This window comes from Chthoniobacterales bacterium (assembly GCA_018883245.1).
GTDB lineage: Bacteria > Verrucomicrobiota > Verrucomicrobiia > Chthoniobacterales > JACTMZ01 > JACTMZ01.
Genome location: VEQL01000066.1, coordinates 1 through 8,821 on the forward strand (window position 1 = coordinate 1; position 8,821 = coordinate 8,821).

At 60.5% G+C, this 8,821-nt stretch carries 5 protein-coding genes; 4 read left to right on the forward strand and 1 reads right to left on the reverse strand.

The annotated features are described in order from the left end of the window. Positions 1–694: 694 nt before the first annotated feature. Complete coding sequence (locus FGM15_13230) at positions 695–1,858, reverse strand: site-specific integrase (protein ID MBU3666820.1); 1,164 nt, start codon at positions 1,856–1,858, stop codon at positions 695–697. Between the two features lie 230 nt (positions 1,859–2,088). Between FGM15_13230 and FGM15_13235 the strand changes: the two genes are divergently transcribed. The 4 genes from FGM15_13235 to FGM15_13250 all read left to right on the forward strand — a co-directional run bounded on the left by FGM15_13235 (position 2,089) and on the right by FGM15_13250 (position 8,595). Next, on the forward strand, positions 2,089–2,661 hold the full coding sequence (locus FGM15_13235; protein ID MBU3666821.1) for a hypothetical protein: 573 nt from the start codon (positions 2,089–2,091) through the stop codon (positions 2,659–2,661). 68 nt (positions 2,662–2,729) lie between these two features. Continuing rightward, the gene (locus tag FGM15_13240) at positions 2,730–3,506 is read left to right on the forward strand and encodes an enoyl-ACP reductase (protein ID MBU3666822.1); all 777 of its coding nucleotides are present in this window, start codon (positions 2,730–2,732) and stop codon (positions 3,504–3,506) included. Positions 3,507–3,512: 6 nt separating this feature from the next. Beyond that, entirely contained in the window at positions 3,513–4,895 is a 1,383-nt protein-coding gene (locus tag FGM15_13245) for an FAD-binding protein (protein ID MBU3666823.1), read from the forward strand. A 274-nt stretch (positions 4,896–5,169) separates the two neighbouring features. Further along, positions 5,170–8,595: a hypothetical protein gene (locus tag FGM15_13250; GenBank protein ID MBU3666824.1), complete on the forward strand. Its 3,426-nt coding sequence runs from the start codon at positions 5,170–5,172 to the stop codon at positions 8,593–8,595. Positions 8,596–8,821: the final 226 nt, after the last annotated feature.

Genomic DNA, 8,821 nt, shown 5'->3' on the forward strand with positions numbered 1-8,821 from the left:
AGGCTGAACAGCCCGGGCCAGTGGGCGCAGAGCTTGAACCCCTGGGCTTCCATAGACAGCGGGTGGTGGCTGCCCGCCTGTTCCCGCCGGCCCGCTCGAGGCTTGGGCCTGTTTTTACCAACAAGAATTTCGCGGCCGGACCGTTTGGTCTTCTTGCCGGGCTTACTGGCCGGCCGGCGCTTCATGGCCGAATCCCCATCTCCATGAGGCGCCGGCGAGCCTTGGCCCGAGCCGGAGCGTTGCCCGTGCGTAGCTTCCGGCGCAAGAGCCAGCACCGAAACGAATCTTCATCAATCTGCCAGCCCCCCCGCCGGCCTCGGGGTTGATCGGCCTCGAATGAGCCACGGCGGCATTCCAGTCTGAGCGAATAGATCGAAAAGCCGGATTCCTTGCTGGCGTCTTCAATGGTCATATCGGTTCCTCTTCAGGCGTGTGCCTAACTCTGTGGCTCCTCAATGCGCAGGGCACCCCGGACCAAGCGACTCCAGGCAAGCAAAGCGTAGCCGAGAACAAAGTGCGGCGCCGCGGCGGCCATCGAGGTGAACGTGTAGGGTGGTAGTAGTTTCATGGGTGGTTGGTGTGTTTGGTTTTGGTGTCGGATGACCCGTGCGCAAACATCCCGCGGGACCATCAAATTGAGCCGGGCCGTGGCCTCGGAGCGTGTGGGGGAGGTTTTGTGTGTCATAGTATTGCCTCAAGCAGGTTGACCGGCAGTGAACGACGGAAGTTTTTCGATCGCCTGGCGTTGAGCCTCCAACGAAAGGTGGGTGTATCGTCGGTGCGCGGAATCCGTCGAGTGGCCGGCTATGGCCTTGCGCACGTCGGCATTCACGTCCGCGTTGGCCATCCGCGAGATCATGGTGTGCCGCAGGGAGTGGAAACTTTTTGCCCGGGTCTGTCGGCCTTTGCCCTTCTTCTCCAGACCCTTTTCGCGGTCGATGCCGGCCGCCTTCATCAAGCGGGCAAATTCGTTCGAGAGTCCGCCGTGCGATCCCGGCTTGCGGCCGTGGAGGCTCGGGAAGAGGGGAGCAGCGCCGATCCCCTGAGGGAGAGTCTCGAGTGCCGTGACCAACTCCGAGCACATGGACACAACGAGAGGTTGTCCGTCTTTGTGCCTGGTCTTGCTCGGCCGGAAGGTGAGGGTCTTTTGCCCGAGGTCCACGTTTGCCCAGGTGAGGCCGGCAGCATCGGCCAGACGCAGGCCGGCCCAAGCGGCCAAGAGAATCATGCCCCGCCATTCCTTAGACGCGACATTCAGCAGGCCCGCCACCTCAGCATTGGTGAAGGGCTGCCTCGACTCGCTGGCATGCCCGAAAGTCCGGACGGCCTCGGCCGGATTGTGCAGCAGCAGGCCCAAACGTTTAGCCCGGGCAAGTGCCGCGGAAATGACTTTGAGCCCGTAGTCGGCAGTTGATGCGCTCTTTCCTTTCTCGATCTCGCTGCGGTGCCAGACCTCGATCTCTGCGGCGGTCAGGCTTGCCACGCTTGCCGACATTCTCCCGGCGCCGAGGGCGGCGAGAAAACTCGTGACCACCGGCTCGTATCGCTTGACCGTAGCCGGCGACCGCAGCGTTGTTCGGGCGGCTTCGACATATCCGCTGAGCGTGTCGGCAATGGTCTGACGATTGAGACTCTCGCCCATCGTTTGCTCCATCAATTCGCCGAGCACCTTCGTGCTGGCGGCTTGGGTGAGTTCGTGAAGCCGGGCCTGTAGCGCGGCCTTTTCCCAAGCATCGGCGACCGCCTGCGCCTTCTTGTGGTGCGTCTGTTTGGTGCTGCGGCAAACACGTCTTCCGAGGGCGTCGGTGAAGCGTGCGGAATAGTATTTGCTCTTCGGATGTTTGGTGATGCTGGCCACTGGTAATCACAAAAGTAAGCCAATATCAGGATGTGTCAAGCGGGCTCCAGTGGTCTGTTTACTCTGTAGAGCATCACCTGTCAAAGAGGCAGATAGAAACCCTCGTTCTATCCGTTGAACTACGGGGACGTTTGAAGATCTCTGAACTCATGCCGCATGCGCGCGGCGAGAGCAAGAGCAATGGATTGGGCTGGCGGGGGCGGGGGCGGGGTAGGGAAAAGTTGTGGTTTATGCCGATGTGGAAAATAGCTTTTGTCGCGGTGTCGCTTTGCGCGTTCGGTGCAGGCTGCAAGCCGCATCCTGGTGCCGATGCTGCGAAGCCCGCGGATTCCGCCGCGCCGCCTGCTGCTGAGGTGCCTGCTGCCGAGGCGCCTTCCGCGGAGATGGTGGTCGCAGGGCAGAGCGGCGGAACATCCTCCGAAATGCTCGAGCCGCTGTCGGCAGACGGCCTTGCCGGGTCTTACCGTGATCCCGACGCGCCGGAAGTGCTGTATGAGTTTGCGTTGGATGGCACGTGGCAGGCGACATGGCGGCCGCCGGGCGGGGGCGGGAGCGGGAGCGGATTGCGCATGTCCGGCACTTACATCGTCGATGAGGAAATGGTCGGTCTGCAGTGCCGCAGCTTTTCCCGCTTCGACCCGATGATCGGGGATTTCGCGGAAGAAAGCGTGCCTTCGTCACCGCGTCCGCGATGCCTTTTCCGCATGGAGGGTCCGGCCCTTGTCATGCAGGTGAAGAAAGCAGCCGAACCTTTCGTCATGCCGCCGTTCACGGCTCGGCGCTTGGTCAAAGCGGACAACTGAGCACGGCGTCGGGCTCGTGCGGTCCGGGTTTGACCTGAAGCCGCGGGATTGGCGATGATTTGCGCCTTATGAGCCAAGGAATTCTGTCGGGCAAAACGGGCGTCGTTTTCGGCGTGGCCAACAAACGCAGCATTGCGTGGGCCATCGCCAAGGCATGGAAAGAAGCGGGGGCGAACCTCATCTTCAATTACCAGGGCGAGCGGGTGAAGGAGAACGTGGAGGAGCTTGTCTCGGAATTCGGCGCGGATGTCCCCGTTTATCCGTGCGATGTTTCGAAGGACGAAGAAATCGCGGCGTTTTTCGACAAGGTGAAGGGCCACACGAGCAAGCTGGATCTTCTGCTCCATTCTGTGGCGTTTGCGCCGAAAGAAGCGCTCGAAGGCGACTTTGTTTCCACATCGCGTTCGGCTTTTTCCACCGCGATGGATATCAGCGCTTATTCGCTCGTCGCGCTTTCGCGCGCGGCGGCGCCGATGATGACCGATGGCGGCAGCATCGTCGCCATGAGCTATCTCGGCAGCGTGAAAGTCGTGCCGCACTACAACGTGATGGGCGTGGCCAAAGCGGCGCTGGAGTCCTCGACGCGTTATCTGGCCTACGATCTCGGCGCCAAAAAGATCCGCGTGAATTGCATTAGCGCCGGACCCGTGCAGACGCTGGCGGCGCGCGGGATCGCCGGATTATCATCCATGATGAAGCATTACGAGGAGCATGCTCCGCTCAAGCGCAGCTGCGAAACCTCCGAACTTGGCGCGACAGGCGTGTTTCTCGCCAGCGATGGCGCGGCCTCGATCACCGGTCAGGTGCTCTACGTGGACGGCGGCTACGAGATCATGGGTATGTAGGCGCGGATGGACGCGCAGATCATCGACGAGCTGCGCCGGGTCGCCGGGATCGACGGCGTGCGCATGGATGATGCAGCCCGCGAGGCGGCTGCGGGCGACAAATGGTTCGCCCGCACATTGCCCGACGTGGTGGTTTTTGCGCGCTCGACGGCGTCAGTTGCCGGCGTGATGAAGATCGCGTCGCGGGAAAAAGTTCCCGTGACGACGCGCGGGGCGGGTTATGGCTACGTGGGAGGATGCGTTCCCGTGCGCGGAGGCATCGCGCTGTCCATGGAGCGGATGAACCGCATCAGGGAGGTGAGCGCGGAGGATTTCGTCGCGGTGGTCGAGCCGGGCGTGATCACCGGGCATTTGCAGGAAGCGGCGCGGAACAAGGGGCTTTTTTATCCGCCCGACCCGGCCAGCCTCAAAGATTGCAGCATCGGCGGGAACATCGCGACGAATGCAGGTGGTCCGCGGTGTTTGAAATACGGGGTGACGCGCAATTATGTGCTCGGGTTGGAAGTGGTGCTCGCCGACGGCACGATCGCGCGTGTCGGTGGGCGCACGCACAAAAACAAAACGGGCTTCGATCTGGTCGGACTTTTCACCGGATCGGAAGGGATGCTCGGCATCGTGACCGAGGCCACGCTCCGTCTGCTTCCGCTGCCGCCGGCGCGCGCGGTTCTGTCCGCCAGTTTTGCCGATGTCTCTAAAGCAGCCGCGGCGGTGCAGAGTGTGCTGTCCCATGGATACCTTCCCTGTGCTTTGGAAGTGGCCGACCGTTTCACGCTGGAGGCTGCGCGTGCGCATGCGGCGGCGGAGGGTGTGATTCCTCCCGGCGACGCGCACCTTCTCGTCGAGATCGACGGACAGGACCAAAGCGTGGCGGCGGAGAGCCAAGCGTTGGCATCTCTCCTGCGCGACGCAGGCGCGCTGGTGGTCGATACGGCGACAACGGAGGACGGATGTGCGCGTTTGTGGGACTTGCGGCGCGGATTTTCCGAGGCGCTCAAGGCGACCGGATTGCGCAAACTCAACGAGGATATCGTCGTTCCGCGCGGCAAATTGGTGGAGCTATTCGAATTCGGCGCACAGTTGGGGCGCGACTATGATGTGCCCGTGGCCTGCTTCGGCCATGCGGGTGACGGAAATATCCACGTGAATCTCATGGTGGAAAATCCGGATGATCCGGCGGTAAAGGACCGCATGGATCGCGCGCTCGATGCCCTCTTCCGCGGTGTATTGACCATGGGGGGGGCGATCACCGGCGAGCACGGGGTCGGCTTGGCCAAGAAACGCTGGTGGAACCAGGCGGTCGATGCCGGCGCAGACGCATTGCACCACCGCGTCAAACGTGCGTTGGATCCCCACGATCTGCTCAATCCGGGGAAATTCCTTGCTCGGTAAATCAAACCGTTAAAAGCATTCCAGCTGTGTAGGAAAGTGCCCCTGCGTCAGGACCGCTCTTGCCGTTGCAGAAAAATCCGGCTGGGGCAGTGGACCGGCGGTGCTTCCAAAAGAGTATGGGCATCCACCGCCTCAACTGACGGGCCGAATGGGCTTTCTCCGTTTTTTTGTTTCATTTCCACTTTTTCGGTGAACATCTTTATCCCCGTTTTTGTCAGAATGTTACCACTTGAAAACACTCAGACTGAGCGCTTGATTAAGAATGTCCCCCGCCATGGACACTAAAAATACTGCAATTTACCGCCCCCGCGAGTCATGGCCCCTCATGGCGCTTCTGGCTGCGATGGTGGTTGTTGTGATGCCCCTGACGGTTGCCGCGCAGCAGGCGAATATCTGGCACATTCCCGCATCCACTCAGGACGGAATTCCCTCGACCATGCGGGATCCGACTACGCCTGGTGCCGCCCAGAGTGTGACCTTCTACCAAGGTGTCTGGAAGGGCGATGGGGCCAACCAAACAGGGGGCCTCTTAGTCTATCGTATTAACGGCGGCGGGTGGCAATCGGTGGGTATTGGTTTCCATGCCAACACCGGTTCAGGCACAAGTCCCAATCAATTCTGGAAAGCTTCAATCACCATACCGGCCACGGTCGGTCACACGGTCGAGTATTATTTTATCGCGGACTTCGACAACCGGACGCGCACGGTCGTCTATGGTGGCAACGCGGTCTCAGCTAACGAGACCTTGGCCAAGGCTAATCCGTATTCCTTCACCGTCGCACCTCCGCGTCCTGTCTTCACGGTCAACGGCTCCGGCGGTGACTACTCCAAATCCAACTATTACATCGACGAGAACAACGACGCTTCATTTCCTCCGCTCCAAATCAGCGTCAATCCTGGCTTCCTTGCCCAGGTCGAGGTTTTCACCAACCTCAATAACCGCGACCGGGCCAACGACGACTACAATGGAGATGGAATCGAGGACGGCATCCTTCCACCGGATGGGAATACTATAACCGCTGAGGATACCGACGCGTATTTCCGCGCCTACGCGATGACCGACACCAACGGCGACGGCACCTACGAACTCGATCTGCCCGTCAACAAGACCGGTGCTTACCGCGTCACCGCCCGCTACCGGGCAAGCGCCAGCGACCCGTGGATCTGGCTCGGCAGCTCGGGGATCCGCGACCATGCCGTTGTTGTGGCGCCCAAAATCGCCCGGGACATGCGCGTCTACGAACTCCATGTGGCCAATGCCAATGCCACCGAGGCAAGCTTCGTTGGCCGGGGAACATTCGAGGACCTGCACGATCCGTCCAAGCGGGTGAACATCAACTGGCTGCAGAGTCTCGGGGTCAACTGGATCTGGTTTCAACCGTTCCATCCGCAGGGTCAGCAAGGACGGCAAACTGATCCGGCCACGCAGTCCGCCTACGACCCGGGCAGTCCTTATTCGATCCGCAACTTCTGGGAGATCAATCCGCTCTACACGCGGAACTACAACGGGGGCTTGCCCGATCCCGTGGCTAATTCCACCAACTATGCTGCGGCCATGGCTGCTTTTCGCAATTTCGCGGACGCGGCGGATCAAGGCGGAATCCAACTGATGCTGGATTTCCCGTTCAACCACACTGCTCCGGATGTGGTTCTCGGGCAGAAAGGTGTGGAGATTTTCGGCGGTTCGGGCAATCCGGGTAATTGGCAACCCGGGGACAAAATCAGAGACCGCGTCCAGGGATTCTTCTCGACCGACGGCGGTGAAGGTCCGGCCGCTTACAGCGCGCCGGCAAAGTCCTCAAGCCGTATTGCCACGGCGCCCGATCGCAACGACTTCGGCAAATGGACCGATGTCCGGGATGTCTTCTTCGGCAACTACGCGACGCTCGTCACCGGCAATCCCAGTGCCGAAACGAGCAAGGCCGTCACGCGCAACGAAGGCGACTGGATGGATTTTTCCGGCATGTCTGCCGAAACGCGGGGTGTGTGGCGCTACTTCGGCGAGGTCTTGCCCTACTGGATCGTCCAGTCCGGCCACCGCGGATACAATTCTACCGCGTTGGATGGGGCATCCCGCGACTCGCTGGACGCCGCCGGAATCGACGGTTTGCGCAAAGATTTCGGTCAAGGCCTTCCGCCTCAGGCCATGGAATACATCATCAACCGCACGCACGAGGTGAAGTGGAACTTCGTCTTCATGACCGAGAGTCTCGACGGTGAGCAGGTGACATACCGCTCCAGCCGGCATTTCGCCGTGCTCAACGAGAACATCGTTTTTCCGCTGCAAAGCGCGACCACGTCCTCCGGCTACCGCGCGATCATGGAAGGGCGCCGCAGCGCCTACGGTCAAAGCCTCGTCCTGCTCAACAACACATCGCACGACGAACTTCCCTACAGCGACCCTTGGGCGGCCCTCATCCGTTACGCGACAGTTTCGACCACCGACGGCGCACCCATGATCATGTATGGCCAAGAAATCGGCACCGGCCGGAAAGTGCAGGATTCCGTGCCCCAAGGAGGCTTCGATTGGTATGAGAACAATATGGGCAAGGATATTCCCCACTTCAAAAAATGGAATTCCATGCAGCCGCAGTGGAACGCGTATGACGCCAACGCGTATGGTGTCCAGTTCCTCAAGCCTGTCTATGGCGCCATCGGCCAAGCGCGAGGGTTCAGTCCGGCCCTGCGCAGCTCCAACCGCTGGTTTCTCAATCCCCGCAACAGTGTCGATCCCGACCCGGACATTTTTGCGGTGGCCAAATATACCTCGGCGAACGCCCCGCTCGCACGGCAGGACGTCGTTCTCGCTTTCACCAGCATCGACAGGAGCAACGCCCAAGCCAACACGTTCGGGGTGACTTCCGGGTTGGCTGACACTCTCGGCTTGCAGGACGGCCGTGTTTACAATGCCAAGAACATCGCTGCCTATACTGGCCTCAACAATGAACTCAGCAGCCGCCGCGACCAATGGCTCTGGGGGACCGGCTTTACGCGTTCGCAGATCATCAGCAACGGAATCTACGTCTCGCTCAACCCTGTGCCTGTATTGAACCAAACTTGGGCAACCGCGCCCTACGAAGCGCAGTTCCTCAAAGTTTACGACGTGACGGCCCCGTCGGGAGCAGTCTCTTCTCTGCAGGGGCCCAATACCGCGGCTTTTGCCGTGGGTAATTCGGTCAACTTCAGCTGGACCGCCGCTGCGCCTGATGCAGCGGGCGTTGTTCCAGCTTACGAGGTTATTGCCACGGTCAACGGCGTCGCACGCCCCGCCTCGCTTGTCTCCACGACCAATTTTTCGCTCGCTGGCGTCAATGTCGGTGACCAGGTAAGTCTCAGTGTCAGGGCGGTCAACCCCGACGCCAGCGAAAGCAAAGCTGCCTCGAGCATCTCAACGCAGTCCATCCGTATCCTCGCACCCGCTGGTGACGAAGACGGCGACGGCATGCGCAACGATGCCGAACAAGTTGCAGGAACCGATGCCCTCGACGGCAACTCGCGTCTTGCTGCGTCCGTTGCCATCGCCGTGAACAAAGCTACGGTCACTTGGAACACCGCACCGGGGCGCTCCTACAAGGTGCAATACCGCGACAGTCTGACTTCCGGGTATTGGGTTGACGCCGTGACAGGCCAGACATCGGGCGCCTTCACCAATTTCGGTGTGACTGGACCCGCCCGTTTCTACCGCGTGGTGGTCGAGTGATCTGCCTCCTGCAAGATAATCCGATTAGCCTCGCCTTGCTCCGTGCGGGCTGGGATCAAGCCGGCCTTCACTCAAAAGATGGCCAAAAAAGTGCGCCGCCAACGTGCACCTCTTGTTAAGAATTGGAATCGAAGGCTTGTAAGTCCGAAACTCATCAACCGAACTTCGGTCCGAATCCTTCCAAATGAAACCGCGCAAATACCTGTGGCTGGCAGTGCCGATGATT

Bases quoted from the DNA above. Each gene is read 5' to 3' on its own strand.
- FGM15_13250 (MBU3666824.1), top strand. From the start codon at position 5,170: ATGGACACTAAAAATACTGCAATTTACCGCCCCCGCGAGTCATGGCCC.
- FGM15_13235 (MBU3666821.1), top strand. From the start codon at position 2,089: ATGCCGATGTGGAAAATAGCTTTTGTCGCGGTGTCGCTTTGCGCGTTC.
- FGM15_13240 (MBU3666822.1), top strand. From the start codon at position 2,730: ATGAGCCAAGGAATTCTGTCGGGCAAAACGGGCGTCGTTTTCGGCGTG.
- FGM15_13245 (MBU3666823.1), top strand. From the start codon at position 3,513: ATGGACGCGCAGATCATCGACGAGCTGCGCCGGGTCGCCGGGATCGAC.